The organism is Streptomyces sp. NRRL S-337, from assembly GCF_000720175.1.
GTDB lineage: Bacteria > Actinomycetota > Actinomycetes > Streptomycetales > Streptomycetaceae > Streptomyces > Streptomyces siderophoricus.
The window spans coordinates 24493-48534 of the sequence record NZ_JOIX01000053.1 but is presented as its reverse complement, the minus strand read 5'-3'; the positions used below and the strand labels follow the sequence as shown (position 1 = coordinate 48534).

Annotated in this window: 17 protein-coding genes; 15 read left to right on the top strand and 2 right to left on the bottom strand. The window is 71.6% G+C overall.

Going from position 1 to position 24042, the window contains the following annotated elements:
* Nucleotides 1–351: 351 nt before the first annotated feature.
* From ndk to IG62_RS0128860, 6 genes are all read left to right on the top strand, one after another.
* Nucleotides 352–765 carry a nucleoside-diphosphate kinase gene (ndk, locus tag IG62_RS0128885; protein WP_030809585.1) on the top strand — a complete coding sequence of 138 codons (414 nt, stop codon included), beginning with the start codon at nt 352–354 and terminating at the stop codon, nt 763–765.
* Nucleotides 766–1059: 294 nt separating this feature from the next.
* Nucleotides 1060–2079, top strand: coding sequence for a rod shape-determining protein (locus IG62_RS0128880; RefSeq protein ID WP_003985182.1), 1020 nt, complete (start codon nt 1060–1062; stop codon nt 2077–2079).
* 290 nt (nt 2080–2369) lie between these two features.
* Complete coding sequence (gene mreC / locus IG62_RS0128875) at nt 2370–3302, top strand: rod shape-determining protein MreC (RefSeq protein ID WP_030809583.1); 933 nt, start codon at nt 2370–2372, stop codon at nt 3300–3302.
* Between the two features lie 3 nt (nt 3303–3305).
* Nucleotides 3306–4022 (top strand): rod shape-determining protein MreD, encoded by a 717-nt coding sequence (mreD, locus tag IG62_RS0128870; protein WP_030809580.1) that lies wholly within the window; start codon nt 3306–3308, stop codon nt 4020–4022.
* Entirely contained in the window at nt 4019–6169 is a 2151-nt protein-coding gene (gene mrdA, locus IG62_RS0128865; RefSeq protein WP_030809577.1) for a penicillin-binding protein 2, read from the top strand. Before mreD ends, mrdA begins: the two co-directional genes overlap by 4 nt.
* Nucleotides 6166–7380, top strand: coding sequence for an FtsW/RodA/SpoVE family cell cycle protein (locus tag IG62_RS0128860; protein WP_030809574.1), 1215 nt, complete (start codon nt 6166–6168; stop codon nt 7378–7380). The genes mrdA and IG62_RS0128860 overlap by 4 nt, the downstream gene beginning before the upstream one ends.
* A gap of 24 nt (nt 7381–7404) precedes the next feature.
* Here the strand turns inward: IG62_RS0128860 and IG62_RS0128855 are convergent, their stop codons facing one another.
* Nucleotides 7405–7875: an ATP-binding protein gene (locus tag IG62_RS0128855; RefSeq protein ID WP_030809571.1), complete on the bottom strand. Its 471-nt coding sequence runs from the start codon at nt 7873–7875 to the stop codon at nt 7405–7407.
* A 185-nt stretch (nt 7876–8060) separates the two neighbouring features.
* Between IG62_RS0128855 and IG62_RS0128850 the strand changes: the two genes are divergently transcribed.
* The 8 genes from IG62_RS0128850 (at nt 8061) to obgE (ending at nt 19866) form a co-directional block, all read left to right on the top strand.
* Complete coding sequence (locus IG62_RS0128850; protein WP_030809568.1) at nt 8061–9698, top strand: CYTH and CHAD domain-containing protein; 1638 nt, start codon at nt 8061–8063, stop codon at nt 9696–9698.
* Between the two features lie 91 nt (nt 9699–9789).
* Nucleotides 9790–11712, top strand: coding sequence for a TIGR03960 family B12-binding radical SAM protein (locus IG62_RS0128845; RefSeq protein ID WP_030809566.1), 1923 nt, complete (start codon nt 9790–9792; stop codon nt 11710–11712).
* Between the two features lie 80 nt (nt 11713–11792).
* Nucleotides 11793–12392 (top strand): GNAT family N-acetyltransferase, encoded by a 600-nt coding sequence (locus IG62_RS0128840; protein WP_051798736.1) that lies wholly within the window; start codon nt 11793–11795, stop codon nt 12390–12392.
* 133 nt (nt 12393–12525) lie between these two features.
* Complete coding sequence (locus IG62_RS0128835) at nt 12526–13326, top strand: TIGR03936 family radical SAM-associated protein (protein WP_030809562.1); 801 nt, start codon at nt 12526–12528, stop codon at nt 13324–13326.
* 221 nt (nt 13327–13547) lie between these two features.
* Entirely contained in the window at nt 13548–17381 is a 3834-nt protein-coding gene (locus IG62_RS0128830) for an Rne/Rng family ribonuclease (RefSeq protein ID WP_030809559.1), read from the top strand.
* 235 nt (nt 17382–17616) lie between these two features.
* Entirely contained in the window at nt 17617–17937 is a 321-nt protein-coding gene (gene rplU / locus IG62_RS0128825) for a 50S ribosomal protein L21 (protein WP_030413828.1), read from the top strand.
* Nucleotides 17938–17951: 14 nt separating this feature from the next.
* Entirely contained in the window at nt 17952–18209 is a 258-nt protein-coding gene (gene rpmA, locus IG62_RS0128820; RefSeq protein ID WP_030809556.1) for a 50S ribosomal protein L27, read from the top strand.
* A 220-nt stretch (nt 18210–18429) separates the two neighbouring features.
* Nucleotides 18430–19866 (top strand): GTPase ObgE, encoded by a 1437-nt coding sequence (gene obgE / locus IG62_RS0128815; protein ID WP_030809553.1) that lies wholly within the window; start codon nt 18430–18432, stop codon nt 19864–19866.
* Between the two features lie 251 nt (nt 19867–20117).
* Here the strand turns inward: obgE and IG62_RS0128810 are convergent, their stop codons facing one another.
* On the bottom strand, nt 20118–22214 hold the full coding sequence (locus tag IG62_RS0128810) for a hypothetical protein (RefSeq protein WP_030809549.1): 2097 nt from the start codon (nt 22212–22214) through the stop codon (nt 20118–20120).
* A 545-nt stretch (nt 22215–22759) separates the two neighbouring features.
* Here IG62_RS0128810 and proB point away from each other — a divergent pair.
* On the top strand, nt 22760–23878 hold the full coding sequence (proB, locus tag IG62_RS0128805) for a glutamate 5-kinase (RefSeq protein WP_078872305.1): 1119 nt from the start codon (nt 22760–22762) through the stop codon (nt 23876–23878).
* Nucleotides 23879–24042 lie beyond the last annotated feature (164 nt).

Sequence of the window (24042 nt, the reverse complement as noted above, 5' to 3'; positions counted from 1 at the left end):
GTGTGCGGGTGCGTGGGGGCGCGCGTTGTGGCACGTACGCCTGACGTCGCTGGTCAGCGGGAATACCTCGCCCCGCCCCTTTTCCCCTCACGGGAGGGGACGGGCCGGAGGGGCCGGTGTTTGGGACGTAAAGCGACAGCAGTCCCAAACGCCGGCCCCGGAGGCCCGTCACCGCACCCGACACCCACCCAGCCCGCCGCAGGCGCAACGGCGAGCGAGCCCCGCGGCGGGAGAGACGGGTACGTGGGAGGCGCCGCAAAGCGCAACAACGAGCAACCCCGACGGCGGGACAGACGGGTACGTGGAGGTAGCCTCAAGCGCACTGCACCCGACCCCTCAAGGAGCCGTACCGTGAGCCAGCGCACCCTCGTCCTTCTCAAGCCCGACGCCGTCAAGCGCGGCCTGGTCGGCGAGATCATCGGCCGGATCGAGCGGAAGGCCGGCTGGACGATCAGCGCGCTGGAGCTGCGTACCCTCGACCGGGCGATCCTGGAGCAGCACTACGCCGAGCACGTCGGCCGGGACTTCTACGAGCCACTGGTCGCGTTCATGTCCTCCGGCCCGGTCGTCGCGATGGTCGTCGGGGGGGAGCGGGTGATCGAGGGCGTGCGTGCGCTGGCCGGTCCGACTGACCCGATTGCCGCGCCGAGTGGGTCCATTCGTGGGGACTTCGGAACGATCACCCGGGAGAATCTGATCCATGCCTCGGATTCCGAAGAGTCCGCCGAGCGCGAGATCAAGATTTTCTTCCCCGGTATTTCCTGACGTTTCATCAGCTGTGCACCCCTCGTGACCAGGGGCGACCGACAAATTCATCGGTCGCCCTTTGGTGTATGCGACACGATCGGGGGAACGCATCACCGCGACACGACGTCACCATTGAGGGGGGCGGGTACGTGTACGGCTGACAATGGCGAAACAGCCTCCCGACGTGTTCGAGTGGGTGCACTACGAACTACGATGGAGGCTTCCGCGCCGCAGTGCGCACCACCTCCTGCCGACCTCCAGTAAGCATTCGCTCCAGTTGGGAAGGCCAGACGTATCCTCATGGGGAACAACATGTCGTTCATCGGCCGTGACATGGCTGTCGACCTCGGGACCGCCAACACGCTGGTGTACGTCAGGGGCCGCGGAATCGTCCTCAACGAACCGTCGGTCGTGGCCATCAACACCAACACCGGGGGCATCCTCGCGGTGGGCGCCGAGGCCAAGAAGATGATCGGGCGCACGCCCGGCAACATCGTTGCCGTACGGCCCCTGAAGGACGGCGTGATCGCCGACTTCGAGATCACCGAGCGGATGCTCCGCTACTTCATCCTGAAGATCCACAAGCGTCGCTACCTGGCCCGCCCGCGGGTCGTGGTGTGCGTTCCCTCCGGTATCACGGGAGTTGAGCGCCGCGCGGTCATCGAGGCGTCGACCCAGGCCGGCGCGCGCCAGGTGCACATCATCGAGGAGCCGATGGCCGCGGCCATCGGGTCCGGCCTGCCGGTCCACGAGGCCACCGGCAACATGGTGGTGGACATCGGCGGCGGTACGACCGAGGTCGCCGTCATCTCGCTCGGCGGGATCGTCACCGCCCAGTCGATCCGGGTGGCCGGCGACGAGCTCGACAACGCGATCATCCAGCACATCAAGAAGGAGTACAGCCTCCTGCTGGGCGAGCGCACCGCCGAGAGCATCAAGATCACCATCGGCTCGGCGTACGACCTGGAACAGGACGAGCACACCGAGATCCGCGGCCGCGACCTGGTCTCCGGCCTGCCCAAGACCGTGGTCATCTCGGCCGCCGAGGTCCGCAAGGCCATCGAGGAGCCGGTCAACTCCATCGTCGACGCGGTCAAGACGACCCTCGACAAGTGCCCGCCGGAGCTGTCCGGTGACGTCATGGACCGCGGCATCGTGCTCACCGGAGGCGGCGCCCTGCTCCGCGGCCTCGACGAGCGGCTGCGCCGCGAGACCGGTATGCCCATCCACATCGCCGAGGACCCGCTGGACTCGGTGGCCCTCGGTTCCGGCAAGTGCGTGGAGGAGTTCGAGGCGCTGCAGCAGGTCCTCGACTCCCAGCCGCGTAGGTAACACCCCGGTTCCCGGCCCCGCCGCGGCCGTCCTGCGGCGTCCGCGGCGGTCGGGCACCATGGCGAGTGCGGCCCGTCCGTCCGGCGGACCGCTACATACCGGCGGTCCCGGTCGTTGATACGGATCGTTGCTGCGAATCGCTGATATACAGGCACAACCTCCCGACAGACACGGTGCCCTGACGCTTCACCACCGGGCCCGTCACAGCAAGGCACAACGCTCAACTCCCGAACGAGACCGGCGGGGCCCGCAGCCGGCCGGTCCTACGAGGAAGGACACGGCCGCCGCACGTGAGGGACACACGAGAGAGCCGGCTGTTGCTGGTGCTGCTGGTCGCGATCGCGTTCGCGCTGATCACGGTCGACATCCGCGGCGGCGAACAGTCCCCGCTCGATGGCGCCCGGCAGGCCGCGGCCGCCGCCTTCGGCCCGGTGGAGGCCGGTGTCGCCCGCGTCGTCGACCCGGTCGGCAACGCCGTCAGCGCCGTACGGGACTCCGGTCGGCGGCACAGCAGGATCGCCCAGCTGCAGCACGAGAACGAGGCGCTGAAGGCCAAGCTCGGCTCCTCCGACCGCAACCGCAACCGGGCCGCCGAACTCGACAAGATCCTCAAGACCGCCGGCACCGGCCAGTACGCCATCAAGGGCGCCCAGGTGATCGCCATCGGCTCGGCCCAGGGCTTCTCCTGGACCATCACCATCGACGCCGGCAGCCGGGACGGTATCGCCCGCGACATGACCGTCCTCAACGGCGACGGGCTGGTCGGCCGGGTCACCACCGTCGGCCCCGACACCTCCACCGTCCTGCTGGCCGCCGACCCCGACTTCACCGTCGGCACCCGCATGGAGAAGACCAACGAGATCGGCTTCGCCAACGGGCAGGGCGTCCGCTCGCTGCGCGTCCAGCTGCTCAACGGCCGGGCCACCGTCAAGAAGGGCGACCGCCTGGTCACCTTCGGCTCCAGCAAGGACAAGCCGTTCGTCCCCGGTGTGCCGGTCGGCCGGGTCGTCAAGGTCGAGCCCTCCAACGGCGATCTGACCCGCACCCTCCAGGTCCGGCCGTTCGTCTCGTTCTCCCAGCTCGACATCGTCGGCGTCGTCGTGCAGCCGCCCCGCCAGGACCCGCGGGACACCGTCCTGCCGCCCGCGCCGGCCAAGCCCAAGCCGACGCCGACGGTCACCGTCACGGCCACGCCCTCCGCGAGCGCCTCCCCCAGGAGCTGACCGATGCGTATCAACCGGATCCTGCTCTCGGCCCCGCTGGTGGTCGTCGCCCTCATCATCCAGGTCAGCATCCTCGGCAGACTCCAACTTCCCGGCGCCGTACCGGACCTGCTGCTGCTCGTCGTGCTCGGCCTGGCGCTGGTCCACGGCCACGTCGCCGGCTCGCTCGTCGGCTTCTTCGCCGGGCTGCTGGCCGACCTGGCCCCGCCGTCCGACCACGCCATCGGGCGCTATGCGCTGGTGCTGTGCGTCATCGGCTACATCGCCGGGCTGACCAAGCCCGACTCCGGTCAGCACCGCTCGGCGACCCTGCCGCTGATGGTCGTCATCGGCGCCGCCATCGGCTCGACCCTGATGTACGCCGGCGTCGGCTCGCTCGTCGGCGACACCGCCGCCCGCCACGTCGGCCTGGTCGGGCTGCTGCTCAGTGCCACCCTCTACGACCTGCTGCTGGCGCCGTTCACGGTCCCGCTGGTGATGGCGCTGGCCCGCCGCACCGAGCACGACTCCGTGGTCGGCGACGGTTCCCCGAGCCCGAGCGGCACCGCCACCCGTGACTCCGCGTACGGCTGGCTCACCACCGGCACCGGACTCAAGGCCAGCCGCGGCGCCATGAAGTCGGCCCGCACCAAGGCCCACATCGGCAGCCAGCGCGGCGGACTGCTCGGCAAGTCGGCCCGCGACAAGGCCGGCCGGATCAAGGGGGTCAAGCGGCTGTGACCCATCTCCCCGAAACCCGGACCTCGCGGGTGAGCGTCCGGCTCATCGCGATCCAGATCCTGGTCTTCTCCCTGCTGCTCACCCTCGGCGGCCGGCTCTGGTACCTGCAGATCCGCAACGGCCAGGAGTACGCCACCGAGGCGCGCAACAACCACGTCCAGCAGGTCGTCGACCCCGCCACCCGCGGCTCCATCCTCGACGCGCGCGGCGTGCCGCTGGCCGACAACCAGACCCGGCTGGTCGTCTCCGCCAGCCGCACCGACCTGCTGAAGATGAAGGACGACGGCAAGGCCGTGCTCGGCCGGCTCGCCAAGGTGCTCGGCATGTCCGAGAAGGAGATCCGCAACAAGGTCCGGCTCTGCGACTCCAAGACCCCGCAGCCGTGCTGGAACGGCTCGCCGTACCAGCCGATCCCGATCACCGACGAGGCCACCACCCAGCAGGCCCTGCAGCTCCGCGAGCGGTCCGAGGACTTCCCCGGCATCACCGCCGAGCCCACCGCCGTCCGCCGCTACCCGGCCCCCGTCGGCGCCAACACCGCGCAGGTGCTCGGCTACCTCTCCCCGGTCACCGACGAGGAGATCAACAAGGCCAAGAACACCCACTCGCCGCTGCTCCGCTCGGACCAGATCGGCCGCTCCGGCCTGGAGCGCACCTACGACACGTACCTGCGCGGCAAGGCCGCCGTCACCCGCTACGAGGTCGACAACCTCGGCCGGGTCATCGGCCAGGCCAAGAGCGAGAAGGGCCAGTCCGGTTCGTCGATAGTCACCAGCATCGACGCCCGGGTGCAGGCGCTGGCGGAGAAGCAGCTGGACCAGGCCATGAAGGACGCCCGTAAGGTGCACGACAAGAACACCGGCACCAACTACAAGGCGGACTCCGGCGCCGTGGTCGTCATGGAGGCGAAGACCGGCCGGGTGGTGGCGATGGCCTCCAACCCCAGCTACGACCCCAACGCCTGGGTCGGCGGCATCTCGGGCAAGGACTACGCCCGCCTCACCGGCAAGGACTCCAACTACCCGCTGCTGAACCGCGCCATCCAGGGCCAGGCCGCCCCCGGCTCGATCTTCAAGGTCATCTCGACCACCGCGGCGGTCAACGCGGGCTACGACTTCAACGGCCACTACCCCTGCACCAGCTCGTACAGCATCGGCGGCCAGGTCTTCCGGAACTTCGAGGGCGAGGGCCACGGCGACATCAGCCTGGGCCGGGCGCTGGAGGTCTCCTGCGACACCGTCTTCTACCGGCTCTCGCACGAGGAGTGGAAGAAGGACGGCGGCGACAAGCCGAAGAAGGACCCCAACGACTGGTTCTACCGGACCGCCCACCAGTTCGGGCTCGGCAAGGAGACCGGCATCGACCTCCCCAACGAGGTCAACGGCCGGGTCCCCGACCGCCGGTGGAAGCACAACTTCTGGAAGGCCAACAAGGACGGCTGGTGCCAGCAGGCCAAGGCCTGGCCCAAGAAGAAGGACTACACCACCAAGCTCGCCCGTGAGGGCTGCCTCGAAGGCATGAAGCTGCACGCCTACGACTCGATCAACTACGCCATCGGCCAGGGCGACACCCTCGTCACCCCGATCCAGATGGCGACCATCTACGCCGCGATCAGCAACGGCGGCACGCTCTACAACCCCACCGTCGGCAAGGCGATCGTCAGCCCCGACGGCAAGCACATCCAGCAGATCGTGCCGCGCTCGCACGGCAAGCTGCCGGACAGCCCCCACACCCTCAAGCAGATCGACTCCGCGCTGGCCGGCGTCGCCACCCGCGGCACCGCCGCCTGGCGCTTCCAGGGCTGGCCGCAGGACAAGATCCCGATGCACGCCAAGACCGGTACCGCCGAGGTCTACGGCAAGCAGACCACCTCGTGGTTCGCGACGTACACCAAGGACTACACGATCGTCATGACGATCTCCCAGGGTGGTACCGGATCCGGAGCCTCCGGCCCGGCCGTGCGCAACATCTACAACGCCCTGTACGGCGTCGACGAGAAGGGCGGCATCAACCCGAAGGCCGCCCTGCTGCCCAGGCCGCAGGGCAAGCTGCCCAAGATCGAGAGCGACGGCACCATCGAGGCCCAGCCCATCAAGCCCTATGCCCCGCCGTCCCCGTCGCCCTCACCTTCGGGGAGCCCCCAGTGACCTCAAGCCACACCTCCCGGGCCTTCTCCGTCCGCCGCTACACCCCGGAACTCGGTACCTGGGGAAAGCTGACGGCACGTGACTCCGTGCTGCGCAAGCTGGACTGGATACTGCTGGTGTCCTGCCTGCTGCTGTCGCTCATCGGCTCGCTGCTCGTCTTCTCCGCCACCCGCAACCGCACCGAGCTCAACAAGGGCGACGAGTACTACTTCTTCCTGCACCACCTGCTCAACCTCGGCATCGGCCTGACGCTGGCCGGCGGCACGATCTGGCTCGGCCACCGCACCCTGCGCGGCGCGATCCCGGTGCTGTACGCCCTGTCGGTGGTGCTCGCCCTGCTGGTGCTGACCCCGCTCGGCGCCACCATCAACGGTTCGCGCTCCTGGCTGGCCATCCCCGGCGGATTCTCCCTCCAGCCCGCCGAGTTCGCGAAGATCACCATCTCGCTCGGCATGGCGATGATCCTTGCCTCCCGGGTCGACGCCGGCGACCGCCCGTACCCCGGCCACCGCACCGTCGTCCAGGCCCTCGGGCTGGCCGCCGTGCCCGTCGGCATCATCCTGCTGATGCCCGACCTCGGTTCGGTCATGGTGCTCGGTGCCGTCATCCTCGGCGTTCTGCTCGCCTCCGGCGCGTCCAACCGCTGGATCCTCGGACTGGTGAGCGCCGGCGTCGTCGGCTGCGTCGCCATCTGGCAGCTCGGGCTGCTCGACGCGTACCAGATCGCCCGCTTCGCCGCGTTCGCCAACCCGAGCCTGGACCCGGCCGGCGTCGGCTACAACACCAACCAGGCCCGGATCGCCATCGGCGGCGGCGGACTGACCGGCTCCGGGCTCTTCCACGGCAGCCAGACCACCGGCCAGTTCGTGCCCGAGCAGCAGACGGACTTCATCTTCACCGTTGCCGGCGAGGAGCTGGGCTTCCTGGGCGCGGGCCTGATCATCGTCCTGCTCGGCATCGTGCTGTGGCGCGCCTGCCGGATCGCCCGCGAGTCGACCGAGCTCTACGGCACGATCGTGGCCGCCGGCATCATCGCGTGGTTCGCCTTCCAGGCCTTCGAGAACATCGGCATGACGCTCGGCATCATGCCGGTGACCGGCCTGCCGCTGCCCTTCGTCTCCTACGGAGGCACGTCGATGTTCGCGGTCTGGATCGCCATAGGGCTGCTCCAGTCGATCCGGGTCGGCCGCCCGCTGTCCGCGTCCCGCTGACGGCGGGGACCGGCCCGCGCCGGGTCACCGCACGGTGTACAGCTCGAACCACAGCGACGCGGACCGCGGCCCGCCGGCGTACGGCGTGGTGCCCCACTCGTCGGCGAGCTCGCCGGTCAGCCACAGCCCGTGATCGGCGTCCTCGGCCACCGGGTCGTACGGCGGCCGGGCCTGCGACGGGACGGCCGGCGGGGGGCGGCGGACCGCGGCCCCGTCGTGCACGCTGATCCGCAGGCCGTGTCCGGCCGTCAGCAGCCGCAGCAGGATGTCCGCCGACCGCGGGGTGCGCAGATGGGAGCTGGTGACCACCTCCGAGGTGAGCAGCACCGCGGTGTCCAGCAGCGGGGTGAGCGGGCTGCTCCGCAGTACGGCCCGGACGAAATCCCGGGCGATCTTCGGGCTGGTGGGTTCGCTCGGCGCCGTCAGCAGGAACGGGCGGGCCCCCGCCGAGAAGCGGATGGGTGACCGGGCGACGGCTGCGCTGTGGGGATGCACGGGTGTCTCCCTCCCCGAGGGGTCGAGTGAGCGCCGATCGCCACCCTGAGTGGGCGGCTAGTGACACACCGTAAGCCACCTTCCCTGACGTGTGCCACCCGCTCTTCCGATGCCGGCCCACACCACGCAGAGCGATCCTGTCCGGGTGGGTGGTCCCCGTTATGGCTGCTGGCTACATTCGAGGCATGGCGGACACCGTGCGGGAGATCGAGCGGAAATACGAGGCCGACGACGACACCCACCTGCCCGACCTGGCCGGCGTCGACCGGGTCGCGACGGTGGAGGAGCGCGGCACCGAAAACCTGGACGCCCTCTACTACGACACCGCCGACCAGCGCCTCGCCGCGGACGGCGTCACCCTCCGGCGGCGCACCGGCGGCCCGGACGCCGGCTGGCACCTGAAACTCCCGGTCGAGCCCGGCGTGCGCGAGGAGATCCGGGCACCGCTCTCGGACGCCCCACCCCCCGAACTTGCCGCCCTGGTCCGCTCCCGGACCCGCGGCCAGGACCTGATCCCCCTGGTGCGGCTGCGGACCCGGCGGACGGTCCGGGTGCTGCGCGACGCCGCGGGCGCACCGCTGGCCGAGGTCGCGGTGGACGCGGTGACCGCGCGGCGGGTGACGTTCGCCGCTCCGCCCGCGGCGGCGTCCGGCGGCACCGGCCCGATGGAGGCGCGCTGGCACGAGATCGAGGTCGAGCTGGCCGGTGCCGACGACGGCGACGGTACGGGCAAGGGCGGCGCCGGTACGGGCGGCGACGGGGGCACCGGGCTGCTGGACGCGATCGGCCATGCGCTGGCCGACGCCGGGGTGCGGCCCGCCTCGGCACCCTCCAAGCTGGCCCGCGCGCTGACCGAGACGGGCCTGCGCACCGAGCGGCCCGACGGTGCCGACCGGCACGCCGCGGGCGCGTCGACCGCCCGCTTTGCCGGGAAGCCGCGCACCGCCGCGGACCTCGTCCTGGACTACGCCGCCACGCAGGTGCGGGCGATCACCGCCCTCGATCCGGCGGTCCGCCGCGACCTGCCCGATTCCGTGCACCAGATGCGGGTCGCCACCCGCCGCCTGCGCAGCACCTTCCGGTCCTACGCCAAGGTCCTCGACCGTGCCGTCACCGACCCGATCGGCGCCGAACTCAAGTGGCTGGCGGGGGAGTTGGGGGTGGGCCGGGACCAGGAGGTGCTGGCCGAGCGGCTGCGCGCGTCGCTGGCGGAGGTGCCCCGGACGCTCCGGCTCGGCCCGGTGGCCGCCCGGCTGCGGCTGTGGTCCGAGCGCAACCGGGCCGGCGCCCGCGACCGGCTGCTCGCCGCCCTGGACGACCCCCGCTACCTGGCCCTCCTCGACCGGCTGCATGCCCTCCTGGAGGAGCCGCCGCTGCGCACCGCCGCCCAACGGCCCGCCTCCGAAGCCGCGGCCCGGGCCGTCCTCAAGGACTACCGGCGGCTGGCCGGCCGCGTGGCGGCCGCGCTGGACGCCCCCGCCGGCCGGGGCCGGGACGAGGCGCTGCACAGCGCCCGCAAGGCCGCCAAGCGGGCCCGGTACGCGGCCGAGGCGGCCCGCCCGGCGCTCGGCAAGCCGGCGAAGAAGTTCGCCAAGCGGATCAAGAAGGTGCAGCAGCTGCTCGGCGACCACCAGGACAGCGTGGTGGCCCGCGGCGCCCTCCGTGACCTGGCCACCCAGGCCCACCGCGCCGGCGAGGGCGGCTTCACCTTCGGCCTCCTCCACGGCCGCGAGGAGGCCCTGGCCGCCCAACGGGAGCGCGACCTCCCGGCCGCCTGGGCGAAGGCGTCCCGCAAGCGGCTGCTGGCGCGGCTGGGGGCGTGAGAGGGGGCGGCCGCGCTCGCCGTGCGATTTTGGGTGCCGCCGAGCGGGTTACGCTTGAGAGTCGCCCCTTGTCAGCCCACGAAGGTTCGAGATGTCCGAGTCGGTTTTCCCGCAACTCGAAGCTCTGCTCCCACACGTGCAGAAGCCGATCCAGTACGTCGGCGGTGAGCTCAACTCCACGGTCAAGCCGTGGGAGAGCTGCGACGTCCGCTGGGCCCTCATGTACCCCGACGCCTACGAGGTCGGGCTGCCCAACCAGGGCGTCATGATCCTCTACGAGGTCCTCAACGAGCAGGAGGGCGTGCTCGCCGAGCGCACCTACAGCGTCTGGCCGGACCTCGAAGCGCTGATGCGTGAGCACGAGGTGCCGCAGTTCACGGTCGACGCGCACCGCCCTGTCGGCGCCTTCGACGTGCTCGGTGTCTCCTTCTCCACCGAGCTGGGCTACACCAACCTGCTCACCGCCCTGGACCTGGCCGGCATCCCGTTCGAGTCCAAGGACCGCACGGACGAGCACCCGCTGATCCTCGCGGGCGGCCACGCCGCCTTCAACCCCGAGCCGATCGCGGACTTCCTCGACTGCGCGGTGGTCGGCGACGGCGAGCAGGCGGTGCTGGAGATCACCGAGATCATCCGCGCCTGGAAGAACGAGGGGCGCCCGGGCGGCCGCGACGAGCTGCTGTTCCGCCTCGCGAAGACCGGCAGCGTCTACGTCCCCAAGTTCTACGACGTCGAATACCTGGCCGACGGCCGGATCTCCCGCGTCGTGCCCAACCGTTCCGGCGTCCCGTGGCGGGTCTCCAAGCACACCGTCATGGACCTGGACGAGTGGCCGTACCCCAAGCAGCCGCTGGTCCCGCTCGCCGAGACCGTCCACGAACGGATGTCGGTGGAGATCTTCCGCGGCTGCACCCGCGGCTGCCGTTTCTGCCAGGCCGGCATGATCACGCGCCCCGTGCGGGAGCGAAGCATCACCGGCATCGGCGAGATGGTGGACAAGGGTCTGAAGGCGACCGGATTCGAGGAGGTCGGCCTCCTCTCCCTCTCCTCCGCGGACCACACCGAGATCGGTGACATCGCCAAGGGCCTCGCCGACCGGTACGAGGAAGACAAGATCGGCCTGTCGCTGCCCTCGACCCGGGTCGACGCCTTCAACATCGACCTCGCCAACGAGCTGACCCGCAACGGCCGCCGCTCGGGTCTGACCTTCGCGCCCGAGGGCGGCTCGGAGCGGATCCGCAAGGTCATCAACAAGATGGTCTCCGAAGAGGACCTGATCAGGACCGTCTCCACGGCCTACGGCAACGGCTGGCGGCAGGTGAAGCTGTACTTCATGTGCGGTCTGCCGACCGAGACCGACGAGGACGTCCTCCAGATCGGCGACATGGCGGTCAAGGTCATCGCCGAGGGCCGCAAGGTCTCCGGGCAGAACGACATCCGCTGCACGGTCTCCATCGGCGGGTTCGTCCCCAAGCCGCACACCCCCTTCCAGTGGGCCCCGCAGCTCTCCGCCGAGGAGACGGACGCCCGCCTCGAAAAGCTCCGCGACAAGATCCGCGGCGACAAGAAGTACGGCCGTTCCATCGGCTTCCGCTACCACGACGGCAAGCCCGGCATCGTCGAGGGCCTGCTCTCGCGCGGTGACCGCCGCGTGGGCGCCGTCATCCGCGCCGTCTACGAGGACGGCGGCCGCTTCGACGGCTGGCGCGAGCACTTCTCCTACGACCGCTGGATGCGGGCCGCCGAGAAGACGCTGCCGGAGTTCGGCGTGGACGTCGCCTGGTACACCACCCGTGAGCGCGAGTACGAGGAGGTCCTGCCCTGGGACCACCTGGACTCCGGCCTCGACAAGGACTGGCTCTGGGAGGACTGGCAGGACGCCCTCGACGAGACCGAGGTCGAGGACTGCCGCTGGACCCCGTGCTTCGACTGCGGGGTCTGTCCTCAGATGGACACCCAGATCCAGATCGGCCCCACGGGCAAGAAGCTGCTGCCGCTGACGGTCGTCAAGTAGCGCTTCCCGTAAGCCAGTTCGGCCCGGCCTCCGCCCCCCCCGCGGTGGCCGGGCCGCGGTGTGCTCGGCACAATGATCCGATGCCCGCACCGCACACGCCGACGTCAGGGCGGCTGGTCGTCCCCTCCGTCGCGTTCCACGACTCGTTCCTCGCCGCGATGGACGAGTTCCGCGCCGACGGCGCCGAGCACGCTCCACGGTCCAGCCTGGCGCGCGAACTGCGCGCCTGGCGCACCCGCTGGCCGACCCCCGAGGGGTTCGCCGCGTACGTCGCCGCGGTGGGCGGCACCGCGTACGACGAGCGTGCCGACGGCCGGGTGCCGGTGTCCACCCGGTGGTGGGTGGTGGACGGCAGCTATCTGGGCCGCGTCACCTTCCGCCACCGGCTCACCCCCTCCCTCCGTACCTGGGGCGGTCACATCGGGTACGCGGTACGCCCCGGTGCCCGCCGGCAGGGGCACGCCACGGCGATGCTGCGCGCCGCCCTGCCGGTCGCCCACGACGAGCTGGGCATCGATCCGGTGCTGGTCACCTGCGACGCGGACAACATCGGATCCCGCAAGGTCATCGAGGCCTGCGGCGGGATCTTCGAGGATCAGCGGGACGAGAAACTGCGGTACTGGGTCACCGCGGCGGTGCCCCCCGGCGGCGTCGACGGCGGGTCCGCCGGGCAGCGCTGAGAGTGGCCGGACCGCCCTTGGGGAACCTGGCGGCCGTGAGACACGTACTCTAGGTAGCAGTACGACCGCACTCACGAAGGACTGAACGACACTGGGCAAGCGACAGCCCGAAGGCCCGCCGCCCGCACCGGCGGTGCAGCGCATCCGACTGCGCTACACCAAGCGCGGCCGCCTCCGGTTCACCAGCCACCGCGACTTCCAGCGCGCTTTCGAGCGGGCGCTGCGCCGCGCCGAGGTCCCCATGGCCTATTCGGCGGGTTTCACCCCGCACCCCAAGGTGTCGTATGCCAACGCCGCCCCGACCGGTACGGGCAGTGAGGCCGAGTATCTGGAGATCCAGCTCGCCGAGCGCCGCGACCCGGACAAGCTTCGCGAACTCCTCGACGAGTCGCTGCCGGCCGGGCTCGATGTGATCGAATCGGTCGAGGCGCGCACCAGCGGCCTCGCCGACCGGCTGCAGGCGTCGGTGTGGCAGCTCCGGCTCGACGGGGTCACCCCCGAGGCCGCCGCCCACGCCGTCGAGGCGTTCCTCGCGGCCGAAGAGGTGCTGGTCGAACGCCGCACGAAGAACGGCATGCGGACCTTCGACGCCCGGGCCGCGGTGGCGCATCTGGAGGCGGCCGGTTGTCAGGGCGATAGGCCCGACGGCGCTGCCTGTGCGATACTGCGGCTGGTTGTTCGGCATGTGACACCCGCCGTTCGACCCGACGACGTCCTGTCCGGCCTCCGAGCTACGGCCGACCTGGCGCCGCCGGTCCCCGCTGCGGTGACCAGGCTGGCGCAGGGGCTGCTCGATGAGGAGACCGGCGCGGTGACCGACCCGCTTGCGCCCGACCGCGACGCTGCTACGGCCGCCCCACCCACGGCCGCCGGGCAGAGTGCCGCGAAGGCGCCGGGCGGGGCCTCCCCGGCAGCCGGGGACGGTACTGCGTAGGACCGCCGTCGTCGCGTCGCCGATCAACCAGGGCGCCACCCCGGTCCGGCAGACGCACTGACCAGGAGACTTTCGCCGGTCCCACCCCAAAAAGGGGCCGACGAGCGAGACGACAGCTCCCGTGCGGCGCCCACGCCCCGGACAGCGGGCCCGCGCTCATCACGCGGACCGCTACCGGAATCAGGCGCGGCGCCCGGGAGCGTGACGGGAGAACCGCCCGCATGCTCGAGCCCATTGAGCCCACTGAATCGACGTCGTCCCCGGACCGCGGTCCGGACGACAACCACTCACCCAGTGACACGCTGCCGCCGCGCCGTCGGCGCCGGGCGGCGTCCCGGCCGGCCGGCCCGCCGGTCGCCGGCGACGCCTCCGCGGCCACCGTGGTGAGCACCGAGCCCGCCGCGCCGACGGCCGCCCGGGCCGCCGCCGAGGAGTCCACCGCGTCCGCGGTGAGCAGCGGCGACGAGGCCAAACCGGCCCGTACCCGCCGCCGGGCCACCCGTAAGGCCACCGCCCCCGCCGGGGCCCCGCAGCCGGCCGCCGAGGTGCCGGCAGAGACGCCCGTGGAGGCTCCTGCCGAGGCAGCAGCCGGTGCCGCAGCCGCCGCCGAAACGCCCGCCGAGGCGCCGCAGGCCGGGGAGGCCGCCCCGCGCCGTACCCGCCGCCGCGCGACCCGTAAGGCGACCGCCCCCGCCGGGGCCCCGCAGCCCGAGGCCGCTCCGGAGCCGGTCGTCGCGGAGGCGCCCGCCGCCGAGCCGGCGGAGGAGGCCGAAGAAGTCGAGGAGACCGAGGAGACCGCTCCGGTCGCCGAGGAGCCCGCGAAGCCGGCCCGTACGCGTCGCCGCGCGACCCGTAAGGCGACCGCTCCGGCCGGTGCCCCGCAGGTGAGTGCCGAGGAGCCCGTCGAGGCCCCGGCCGCACCGGCCGCCGCCGAGGAGGCGCCCGCGGCCGCGGAGGCCGTCGAGGAGGCCAAGCCGGCCCGTACCCGTCGCCGTGCGACCCGTAAGGCCACCGCTCCCGCGGGTGCGCCGCAGGCCGCCGAGGAGCCCGTCGAGGCGCCCCTCCCGGCCGCGGAAGCCGCGGCGCAGGCCGAGGCGCCCGCCGAGGAGACCGAGGGCCCGCGCCGCCGGTCCCGCCGCCGTACCGAGCGCGCCGGGGAGCCGGCCGCCGAGGCGCCGCGGGCCGAGGAGGAGCCCGCGCAGGAGGCGCCGGTGCGCGGCCGCCGTCGTGCCCAGCGGCCGCCGACCGCGGTCTTCCAGGCGCCGGTCTTCACCGAGCCGATGTTCCAGACCCCCGAGACCGCCGCCGCCGCCGCCCATGCCGCGGCGCGCCAGGAGGCCGCCGAGACCGAGCCGGTCGCCGAGGAGCAGCCGCCGGCCGGTGCGCGGCGCCGTCGCCGCCGGGGCGCCCCGGCCGAGGCCGAGCAGGTCGTCACCGCTCCCGTGGAGGAGCCGGAGGCCGCCGAGGAGGCCGAGGCCGAGGAGGCCGGCCACGCCGAGGACGAGTTCGCCGAGCGCCCGTCGCGCCGCCGTCGCCGTGGTGGCCGTCGCCGCCGTCGCGGGGAGACCGCCGAGGGTCCCGAGGAGCAACAGGCCGAGGCCGCTGCCGAGGAGGGTGCCCAGGAGGCCGAGGCCGAGGAGCCCGGCCACGAGGCGGAGTCCGCCGAGGAGGCGGAGGAGCACGAGGACGAGCAGTCGGGCGCCGGCTCCAGCAGCAGCCGCCGTCGCCGTCGCCGCCGCCGTCGCAGCGGGGACGCCGCCGAGGTCGAGGCCTCGCACGCCGACGATCCCGAGCGCACGGTCGTCAAGGTCCGTGAGCCCCGCAAGAAGGAGGAGGGCACCGGCGCGGACGAGGTGCAGTCGATCAAGGGGTCGACGCGCCTGGAGGCCAAGAAGCAGCGCCGCCGCGAGGGGCGTGAGCAGGGCCGCCGCCGGGTGCCGATCATCACCGAGGCGGAGTTCCTCGCCCGCCGTGAGGCCGTCGAGCGGGTGATGGTCGTCCGCCAGAGCGGCGAGCGCACCCAGATCGCTGTCCTCGAGGACAACGTGCTCGTGGAGCACTTCGTCAACAAGGAACAGGCCACCTCGTACGTCGGCAATGTGTACCTCGGCAAGGTGCAGAACGTCCTGCCGTCGATGGAGGCCGCCTTCGTCGACATCGGCAAGGGCCGCAACGCCGTGCTGTACGCCGGTGAGGTCAACTTCGAGGCGCTGGGCATGGCGAACGGCCCGCGCCGGATCGAGAGCGCGCTGAAGTCCGGCCAGTCGGTGCTGGTGCAGGTCACCAAGGACCCGATCGGTCACAAGGGCGCCCGCCTGACCAGCCAGGTCTCGCTGCCCGGCCGCTACCTGGTCTACGTGCCCGAGGGCTCGATGACCGGTATCAGCCGCAAGCTCCCGGACACCGAGCGGGCCCGGCTGAAGCAGATCCTCAAGAAGATCGTCCCCGAGGACGCGGGCGTGATCGTCCGTACCGCCGCGGAGGGCGCGAGCGAGGAGGAGCTGGCGCGCGACGTCCAGCGCCTGCAGGCCCAGTGGGAAGAGATCCAGAAGAAGGCCAAGGGCAGCAGCTCCAGCGCGCCGACGCTCCTGTACGGCGAGCCGGACATGACCGTCCGGGTCGTGCGGGACATCTTCAACGAGGACTTCTCCAAGGTCATCGTCAGCGGTGACGACGCCTGGGAGACGATCCACGGCTACGTCGCCCACGTCGCGCCGGACCTCACCGACCGGCTGCAGAAGTGGACCTCGGACGTCGACGTCTTCGCCACGTACCGGATCGACGAGCAGCTGATGAAGGCGCTGGACCGCAAGGTCTGGCTGCCCAGCGGCGGCTCGCTGGTGATCGACCGGACCGAGGCGATGGTCGTGGTCGACGTCAACACCGGCAAGTTCACCGGCCAGGGCGGCAACCTGGAGGAGACGGTCACCAGGAACAACCTGGAGGCGGCCGAGGAGATCGTGCGCCAGCTGCGGCTGCGCGACCTCGGCGGCATCATCGTGATCGACTTCATCGACATGGTGCTGGAGTCCAACCGCGACCTGGTGCTGCGGCGCCTGCTGGAGTGCCTGGGCCGTGACCGTACGAAGCACCAGGTGGCCGAGGTCACCTCGCTCGGCCTGGTCCAGATGACCCGCAAGCGGGTCGGCCAGGGCCTGCTGGAGTCGTTCTCCGAGTCGTGCGTGCACTGCAACGGCCGGGGCGTCATCGTCCACATGGACCAGCCGACGACGGTCGGCGGTGGCGGCAAGCGCAAGAAGAAGGGCAAGGCGGCGCCGGTCGAGGCCGCCGAGCCGCACGTCCACGAGGTCGAGGCCGCCGAGCCCACCCCGGACGGTGGCGCGCCCGAGCTGGAGCCGGTGGCCGTGACGGAGGCCGAGCTGCAGCCCACGGTGGCCGGTACCGACGAGTGGTTCAGCAGCCCGGCCGAGGCCGAGGCCGCGGCCGGACGTGGCCGGGGCCGCCGCCGGGTGAGCCGGAAGGTGTCCGCTCCGGCGGGCGCCCCCAGGGCCGCCGCCGAGGAGGCCGCCGCGATCGTGCTGCCGGCCGAGCCGGCGCCCGCCCAGGCCGCCGAGCCGGAGCCGGCCGCGGCGCCGGAGCCGGCCGCCGAGGCCGCTGCCCCGGAACCCGCGCCGGCCCGTCCGCGCCGTCGGGTGACACGTAAGGTGACCGCTCCGGCGGGCTCGCCCGAGGTGTCCGACGATTCCGTGGCGACCGTGGTGATCGCCACGCCGGCCGCCGAGCCGGTGACGGAGCAGGCCGAGGCACCGGCCGCGGAGCCCGTCGAGGGTGCCGAGGCGGCCGAGCCGGAGGCGGCGCCCGCGGCGAAGAAGACCGCGAAGAAGGCGACGGCCAAGAAGGCCACCGCCAAGAAGGCCGCGGCGAAGAAGACCACGGCCAAGAAGGCGGCGGCGAAGAAGACCACCACCGCCAAGAAGGCCACGGCGAAGAAGACCACCACGAAGAAGGCGACGACGAAGAAGGCCGCGGCCAAGAAGACCGCAGCCGCCGAGCAGCCCTCGGTCGCGTCGGTGTCGGTTTCGACGGAGGACTGAGCGTCACGAACCCGCCCCGGGCCGTCACGGCGGCCCGGGGCCGGTTTGACCCCCTGGTCAAGGCCCCGTAACCTTGACCGTCGGTGTCTGAGACTTCAGGGCACCACCACTTCTGAGCAAATACCTCTCGGTCCGCCGAGGGAGGCCGCTCGTCCGATCGGATTCCACGGGACGTCCCGAGCCCGTGAGAGCGGCTGGCATCAGAGGATCCGTTTCAAGCGAAAGAGAGTTCCGCGTGTACGCGATCGTGCGCACCGGCGGACGCCAGCAGAAGGTTTCTGTCGGCGACGTCATCGAGATTGACCGCATTTCCACCAGCAAGGTCGGCGACACCGTCGAGCTCTCCACGCTGCTGGTCGTCGACGGTGACGCGGTCACCAGCGACCCGTGGGTCCTGGCCGGCGTGAAGGTCCAGGGTGAGGTCGTGGACCACCACAAGGGCAACAAGATCCGGATCCAGAAGTACAAGAACAAGACCGGTTACAAGAAGCGGATCGGCCACCGCCAGCTCCACACGGCGCTGAAGATCACCGGCATCGACGCTCCGGCGAAGTAAGGGACTGAGGAGACATGGCACACAAGAAGGGCGCATCGTCCACCCGGAACGGTCGCGACTCCAATGCTCAGCGGCTCGGCGTGAAGCGCTTCGGCGGTCAGGCCGTCCTCGCCGGTGAGATCCTGGTCCGCCAGCGTGGCACCCACTTCCACCCCGGCTCGGGCGTCGGCCGCGGCGGCGACGACACCCTGTTCGCCCTGCAGGCCGGTGCGGTGCAGTTCGGCACCCACCGTGGCCGCAAGGTCGTGAACATCGTCCCGGTCGCCCAGTAATACGGGCCCGGACGTCACACAGCACCACCAGGGGCGGACCGCCTTTTCCCGCGTGAGCGGGAAGGCCGGTCCGCCCTTGGCGTGTTACGACAGAGACATCTCTGACGTACGCGCCCTCACTGCCGTACGCGCCGTACTGCTCCGCAGTTCCGCGGCGCCTGGGCAGTGACCCCGTAGTACGCAGTACCAGACCACCCCGCTCATCTGGAGGCACCCCACCATGACCACCTTCGTGGACCGCGTCGAGCTGCACGTCGCCGCGGGTAACGGAGGCCACGGCTGTGCCTCCGTACACCGGGAGAAGTTCAAGCCGCTCGGCGGCCCCGACGGCGGCAACGGCGGCCGCGGCGGCGATGTGATCCTGGTCGTCGACCAGGACGTCACCACCCTCCTCGACTACCACCACCATCCGCACCGCAAGGCCACCAACGGCCAGCCCGGTGCCGGCGACAACCGCGAGGGCAAGAACGGCAAGGACCTGGTCCTGCCGGTCCCGGACGGCACGGTCGTGCTCGACAAGAACGGTGAGGTGCTCGCCGACCTGGTGGGCCAGGGCACCACCTTCGTCGCCGGCCAGGGCGGCCGCGGCGGCCTCGGCAACGCCGCGCTGGCCTCCGCCCGCCGCAAGGCGCCCGGTTTCGCGCTGCTCGGCGAGCCGGGAGAGGCCCGGGACATCGTCCTGGAGCTCAAGACCGTCGCGGACGTCGCGCTGGTCGGCTACCCGAGCGCGGGCAAGTCGTCGCTGATCTCGGTGCTCTCCGCGGCCCGGCCGAAGATCGCGGACTACCCCTTCACGACGCTGGTGCCCAACCTCGGCGTGGTCACCGCCGGCGCCACGGTCTACACCATCGCGGACGTCCCCGGGCTGATCCCGGGCGCCAGTCAGGGCAAGGGCCTGGGCCTGGAGTTCCTGCGGCACGTCGAGCGCTGCGAGGTGCTGGTGCACGTCCTGGACACCGCGACCCTGGAGTCCGACCGGGACCCGGTCTCCGACCTCGACGTCATCGAGGAGGAGCTCGCCCAGTACGGCGGCCTGGAGAACCGGCCGCGGGTGGTCGTGCTCAACAAGATCGACATCCCGGACGGCAAGGACCTGGCCGACATGATCCGGCCGGACCTGGAGGAGCGCGGCTACCGCGTCTTCGAGGTCTCCGCCGTCGCCCATCAGGGCCTGAAGGAGCTGTCGTACGCGCTGGCCGACATCGTCGCCAAGGCGCGCGCCGCCAAGCCCGTCCAGGAGGCCACGCGGATCGTCATCCGTCCCAAGGCGGTGGACGACGCGGGCTTCACGGTCACGCAGGAGGGCGAGGGCTTCTTCCGCGTACGGGGCGAGAAGCCGGAGCGCTGGGTGCGCCAGACCGACTTCAACAACGACGAGGCGGTCGGCTATCTGGCGGACCGGCTCAGCCGCCTCGGCGTCGAGGACGCGCTCCTCAAGGCGGGCGCCCGCGCCATGGACGGCGTGGCGATCGGCCCCGAGGACAACGCGGTGGTCTTCGACTGGGAGCCGACGGTGACGGCCGGCGCGGAGATGCTGGGCCGGCGCGGCGAGGACCACCGCTTCGAGGCGCCCCGCCCGGCCGCCCAGCGCCGCCGCGACCGCGACGCGGAACGCGACGAGGCCGCCCAGGAGTACGACGGCTTCCGGCCGTTCTAGGGGAGGTGGCGGCTCGGGGGCCTACGGGGAAGGCCGCCTGACGCAGCTGACGCAGCCCCGCGCGCATGTACCCCGCGCACATGTACCCGCCCACCCCCCCCCGAAGGGGGGTGGGCGGCGGGGAAAAAACCAAGCGGCAGCAACCCGACCGACGGCCCCAACTCAAAGCGCAGGCCCCGGGAAGAGATCTTCCCGGGGCCTGCGCTGGTGCTCAATGTCGTCCGCGGAGGCCGCAGACGGCGTTCTGTGGGCTAGACGCCGGCTGTCGCGTCCGAGGTGCCGGTGGCCTCGTGTTCGGCCGTCTCCGGGCCGTCCACGCCCTCCTGCGAGCGTTGGCCGGGGATGCCGGAGAGCCGGTTCTCCATCCGGATGCGGCGCTCGTCGGCCTTGGTGCACAGATCCATCGCCGCCCGGTTGAAGCGGACCGACGACGGCGGGTCCGACGGGCCCAGCAGGTGTTCCTTGAGCTCGGCCCGCGCCGCGACGAGGGTGTCCTTCTCCGGCTCGCGGACCGCGTCGAGCAGACCGGCCACCCCGGCCGCGTCCGGCGTGAGGATCGTCGCCGCCCGGACGGTCGGGAAGTTCGCCCGGAAGTCGTCCTCGCTCATACCCGACGTGTTGGCGACCGCGTACGGCTTCTCGCTGGTCAGGTAGTCGGACACCACGCTGGAGACGTCGCTGATCAGCACGTCGGCCTGGTTGAAGCAGCTGAAGATGCCGGGGCGGGCGGTGGTGATGATCTGGTGCTCCCACTCGGGGAAGGAGTTCCAGTACGCCTCCTCCCAGGCGGTGACCGCGTCCGCGACGGCGGCCGCGCGGCCCTCCTCGGGAGTGCCCTGCAGCCGCATCCGCTCCAGCTCGTCCGCGCTCTTGCGGAACGCGGAGGTGGTCAGGGCACTCAGCTCCTCGGCGCGGCGGGCCAGCTCGGCGGCGGCCTCCGGGCCGGGGCGCGTACCGCTGCGCCGGCCGTTGGCCTCCGCGATCATCGCCTGGATGCGGGCGTTGGCAGCGCCCGCACGGGGGTCGACGGAACCGGTCATCGGGTGCGGCTTGTACAGCAGCCGCACGTTCTCGTCGGCGAGCAGCTCGCGGACGATGTTCTCGCCGGCCAGGATCACCGAGGTGTTGCCCGGGTTGCCGTCCCAGCCCTCCCAGGTCGGGGCGTACAGCACGGTGGTCGGCCGGCCGGCCCGGGCACTGTCGTGCCGCTGGATCGGGCGGATCGGGGACAGCTGCGGGCGGCCGACCTCGACGACGTCCTTGTCCTCCACGCCGATGTCGGCGAGCTGGTAGCGGTCGCGGGCCGCCGGACCCGCCACCCAGACCTCGTCGTACGCCTTGGCGTACGGGTTGCAGGAGGACAGCTTGTCGCTCTCGCCGTGGTTGATGAACGCGTGCTTGATCGACGGGATCCGCAGGATCTGCGAGGTCTTGCCGGAGTTCGCCGGGTGCAGCAGGACCTTCAGCGTGGAGTGCTCCAGGCGCATCAGGTTGGCGACCTTGGGGATGCAGACGATCGGGATGTCCGTGGCCTCGATCTTCTGCACCATGAAGCGCTCACGGAGCACGATGATCGGGTTGCCGTCCAGGGAGGCGAGCGTGCTCAGCCACATGTTGGCCTGGTAGGCCGAGGAGGCGCCGCCGGAGAAGTACATGCCGACCGTCGGCCGGTACTCGGCCAGCCAGTTGTCCAGCCACTCCAGCGCCTGCTGTTCGGCGACCACGCGCTTCTTGGGCAGCAGCCAGGTGGCCAGGTAGAGGGTGCCGCCGGCCGACAGGGCCAGGGAGACGGCCAGTCCGATGCCGCCCCAGTAGGCGTCGGTCGTGATCGCGGTCACCATCATGCCGATCGTGGTCGGCACCGAGAAGCGCAGCAGCCGCCGGCCCGTCTGGCGGGACAGGATCCGCGGCGGCGCGTCGCACAGCCGCAGCTCGCCGGCGTCGATGTTGCGCGTCACGAACGGCAGGCTGCGGGTCCGGCGGACCAGCACCGCGACCGCCTGGCACACGAAGTGGGTGCCGTAGAAGAGGAGCAGCGTGATGGTGAGCGGCGCCTGCTCCTCCAGCGGGTTGATGCCGTCGATGTGCAGCAGGCCGACCAGTATCAGCATGTCGCGCAGCAGCTGGCGCACCGTGACGTCGAACCGGATCCGGCCCAGCACGGCGAGCAGGCCGGGCTGCTTGTGCTGCAGGACCAGGTCGAGACCCAGGTTGACCACGGAGGCGGCGATGAACAGCGGGATGACGGGCAGCAGCGCACCGACGAGCTGGGCGGTGAACGCGAGCATCATCGCGACGAGTGCCGCGAGCTGTACGGCTCGGCGGGGAACGATTCCGGCGGAAGGCACGGGGGAGGGCTCCTGGCAGCAAGAAGGTCAGGGGGGAGGCCGAAGTGGGGCGGCCGGGTCCCGCGCTGCGACGCCGCCGGAGCGGCGAAACGGGACCGATGGACACCCGACCGTATGACCTTGTTGGCCTTGGTGACAATCTGCTGTGGCTCTCATCACCGCGAAAGCGGACCAATCGAACGCAACCTCTTGGCCGTTCCGCTCGTCTTAAGGAATTCCAGGTGAGTGGCGGTAAATGCAGTAAATACGGCCGCGGGAAGAAGCCTTTCGGCCGTGCACGGCAGGGGGACCGGAGGGCGTCCCTCCGTATTGTTCCAGCCATTTGACGGTGGTGTTCGCCACTCTCGTCGTCCCCGCCGCTTCACGGTGGCGTTCGCCACTCCGGCCGGCCGGTCGCCGTCCCACCGGGCGTCCGCCAGGCGATATCGGCACGCGCCGGCGGGCCGCACTGCCGTAGATTGCGCCCGTAGGGACGTGTACGGGACGGTCGGGGGACCACCCGTACGGCGGCCGGGAAACAGGCGAGCAGTACAGGGGTACAGCAGGTGGCAGGCGCAAGGCAGGACGTCGCTCACGCCCGGCGGATCGTGGTGAAGGTGGGCTCGTCCTCACTGACCACGGCCGCCGGCGGACTGGACGCGGACCGGGTCGACGCGCTGGTGGACGTGCTGGCCAAGCACCAGGACAAGGAGATCGTGCTGGTCTCCTCCGGTGCCATCGCGGCCGGCCTGGCCCCCCTGGGCCTGGACCGGCGGCCGCGCGACCTGGCCCGCCAGCAGGCCGCCGCCAGCGTCGGCCAGGGCCTGCTGGTCGCCCGCTACACCGCTTCCTTCGCCCGCTACGGCCGGCGCGTCGGCCAGGTCCTGCTGACCTCCGACGACACCAGCCGCCGGGCCCACTACCGCAACGCCTACCGGACCCTGGACCAGCTGCTGGCCATGGGCGCCGTGCCGATCGTCAACGAGAACGACACGGTCGCCACCGACGAGATCCGCTTCGGCGACAACGACCGGCTGGCCGCGCTGGTCGCCCACCTCGTCCGCGCCGACCTGCTGATCCTGCTGTCCGACGTGGACGGCCTCTACGACGGCGACCCGGCCACCCCGGGCACCTCGCGGATAGCCGAGGTCCGTGGTCCCCAGGACCTCGAAGGCGTCTCCATCGGGAGCGCGGGCAAGGCCGGCGTGGGCACCGGCGGCATGGTCACCAAGGTCGAGGCGGCCCGGATCGCCGCCGCGGCCGGCATCCCGGTCATCCTGACCTCCGCCGTACACGCCGCGGAGGCGCTGGCCGGCGGGCCCACGGGCACGCACTTCCTGCGGACCGGGCGCCGCTCCGCCGACCGGCTGCTGTGGCTCGCGCACGCCTCCACGCCGCGCGGCGCGCTCGTCCTCGACGACGGGGCGGTCCGGGCCGTCGTGGAGCGGCACTCCTCGCTGCTGCCCGCCGGTATCGCGGCGGTGGAAGGCGAGTTCTCGGCCGGCGACCCGGTCGAGCTGCGGGACGGCGGGGGCCGGGCGATCGCCCGCGGGCTCGTCAATTTCGACGCCCGGGAAATCCCCCGATTGATTGGCCGTTCGACCCGCGATCTCGCCCGTGAGCTGGGCCCCGCCTACGAGCGGGAGGTCGTGCACCGCGACGATCTGGTGCTGCTGCACCACTGACGCCGCCGGGCCCCCGCCGGTGCCCGTCATGGCACCGGCACACCGCCCCGCCCGCGGTGCACCGACCGGTCTTTTCCCGCGAGAGCTTCGCAAAAACGCCCCCGCGACGGCCCGCGGACTGGTCAACTTTGTTGCGGGGCGCCACAGGGGAGGGGTGCCCACCG

Coding starts and splice junctions, on each gene's coding strand:
- IG62_RS0128880 (WP_003985182.1), top strand. CDS start 1,060: ATGTCGTTCATCGGCCGTGACATGGCTGTCGACCTCGGGACCGCCAAC.
- mreD (WP_030809580.1), top strand. CDS start 3,306: ATGCGTATCAACCGGATCCTGCTCTCGGCCCCGCTGGTGGTCGTCGCC.
- IG62_RS0128850 (WP_030809568.1), top strand. CDS start 8,061: ATGGCGGACACCGTGCGGGAGATCGAGCGGAAATACGAGGCCGACGAC.
- IG62_RS0128845 (WP_030809566.1), top strand. CDS start 9,790: ATGTCCGAGTCGGTTTTCCCGCAACTCGAAGCTCTGCTCCCACACGTG.
- IG62_RS0128840 (WP_051798736.1), top strand. CDS start 11,793: ATGCCCGCACCGCACACGCCGACGTCAGGGCGGCTGGTCGTCCCCTCC.
- IG62_RS0128830 (WP_030809559.1), top strand. CDS start 13,548: ATGCTCGAGCCCATTGAGCCCACTGAATCGACGTCGTCCCCGGACCGC.
- rpmA (WP_030809556.1), top strand. CDS start 17,952: ATGGCACACAAGAAGGGCGCATCGTCCACCCGGAACGGTCGCGACTCC.
- obgE (WP_030809553.1), top strand. CDS start 18,430: ATGACCACCTTCGTGGACCGCGTCGAGCTGCACGTCGCCGCGGGTAAC.